Below are 2,179 nucleotides of genomic sequence, written 5' to 3'. Positions count from 1 at the left end.
GAGGAAAGAAGTGGAGCTTTTGGAAAAGGATGTCAAATTCCTTGAAGATGAGCTGTCAGAATTAGAAAAAATAAAGAGTACACTGAAAAGATCACTTTCCTTAAAGGAAGATGAACTGAAAAAGGCCTGTGAAGTACGAGATGGACAGATAGCATGGAAAATGGCAAAAAATCTGAAAGAGGGGGAATCCTGCCCAGTATGTGGATCCAAAGAGCATCCTCAAGTGGCAGAGGCTTCTGAAGGTGTAGCAGATGATAATATCATAGAGAGTATAGAGGCGGAAAAAAAATCTATCGAACAGAAATTATATAAGATAAATCTGGAAAAAATATTATCTGATCTGAAAAGTAAAAAGGCTCAGTTAAAAGAAAGAAATTTATCAGATATGGATTCTGAGATTGAAAAAATTAAAAAAGAATCTGAAGATATAAAAATTAAAAATGATGAGATACAGAGAAAAAAAGAAGAACTCACAGGACTTAAAAATAAACTTATTACAGAAAAAACTCTTATTATAGAAAAAACAGCAAACTGTCAAATTACTATAGCGGAGCTTAAAGAGTCGGAAAAATCTAAAGGCAGCAGGAGAGACCTCATAAAAATAGAATTAGAGAACACAGTACCAAAGTATATGTCTGAAGGTTTGTGTATAGAGGGCCTTCAGAAACGTCTTGGTGAGATGAAAGAAATGGAAAAAGAGCAGAGGAATATAAAAAATGAGCTTATAAATATCAGAAAAGATATCAGTGAGAAAAGAAAACTGGTGGATGATCTGAAAGAAAATATTCATGTCATAGAGAGTAAATCCTCAGGAATAAAGGGTTCTCTGGGAGAGAAGGAATCCCAGGCTGAGCTCTACAGGAAAGAAGCAGAGGAAAAAATGGAGATTTTCGGATTTTTATCTGAAAACGAAGCTGAAGAGTCTTTTCTCTCAGATGATGAAATGGCAACTCTTAAAGGGTGGATCAAAGAGTATCAGGAAAAATGTGAAAAAAACAGAATATCTCTGGAAAATCTTGATAAAAAAATTGCCGGGAGAGTGGTAACAGAATCAGAATGGGCAATATCTCAGAATGAGAAAGTGGCCTTTGAAAATCAGAAAAAAGAGCTGGAGAGTAAAATAGTCCTTCTTGAGAAGAGTATAGGGGATATGGAAAAACTTCTGAAAGAAGTGGGGGATTTGAAAAAAGAGTCGGATAGGAAGAAGAAGGAGCTGAGCCTTCTAGAAGACCTGTCAAAACTTTTTCAGGGAAATGCCTTTGTAGAATACCTTGCTGTGAGCAGGCTGAGAAGTATAGTTTCAAATGCTGCAAGGAGACTTTCTAGAATAACAAACGGGAAATACAGTCTTGCAATAGATGACTCAGCAAACTTTCTCGTGGTGGACAACTTCAACGGCGGTGAGAAAAGGAGAAGCTCGACGCTGTCAGGAGGGGAAACCTTCCTAGTGTCCCTTTCTCTGGCATTGGCTCTGTCCAATCAGATACAGCTAAAGGGGAAGTCTCAGCTTGAATTTTTCTTCCTTGATGAGGGATTTGGCACCCTGGATTCTTCTCTTCTAGAAAGGGTAATAAACTCCCTTGAAACCCTTAAAAATCAGGAAAAACTCAAGGTTGGAATAATAACCCATGTAGATGATATAAAGGAACGTGTACCGAGAAAACTACAGGTCTATGCAGCTATACCAGGTGAGAGAGGGACCAAGGTTGAGATGACATAAGGTAATATCCCTGTAACACTTTATAAAAATCTGAATACATGATAGAATAAAGAGATTGAATATATTTATAGATTTGTTTCTTTTGGGAACTATCATATATAAAGTTTGGAGATGATACAGATGGATAAACTGAAAAAATTAATGGAAAAAATGACTTCGGAAGGGTCGATGATATCTGCGACATTGAGCAATAAAAAAAAGGGTGCAGATGTGGACTTTAACAAAGTATCGGTAAAACCTTTTTTGTCAAAAGAAAAACAACAATACCAGTTTTCTTATATTTTTGATAAAAATACCACTCATAAAAATATGGATTCCGAAGAGGCTGTGGATGAAATTTTAGGACTTCTTAAGAATTATTTTAAGCAGGGAGTCATCTTTGCTGCAGAGGGAGATTATCAGTTGTTGGTAAACAAGAAAAATGAAATAAAAATTATAAAGAATAAGCCTACAAAAGTT

The 2,179-nt window shown here is 35.9% G+C and carries 1 protein-coding gene and 1 pseudogene; both read left to right on the top strand.

Going from position 1 to position 2,179, the window contains the following annotated elements:
* On the top strand, positions 1-1,720 hold a 1,720-nt coding region (locus ABZA26_RS13390; RefSeq protein WP_372715001.1), incomplete at its 5' end, for an SbcC/MukB-like Walker B domain-containing protein.
* A 120-nt stretch (positions 1,721-1,840) separates the two neighbouring features.
* Positions 1,841-2,179 (top strand): annotated as a pseudogene (locus ABZA26_RS13385) (SAM-dependent methyltransferase); the annotation flags it as partial.

Origin of the sequence: Ilyobacter sp. (assembly GCF_041583315.1) — a bacterium.
In the GTDB taxonomy this organism is placed as follows: domain Bacteria; phylum Fusobacteriota; class Fusobacteriia; order Fusobacteriales; family Fusobacteriaceae; genus Ilyobacter.
This window is presented reverse-complemented; position numbering and strand designations above follow the sequence as displayed.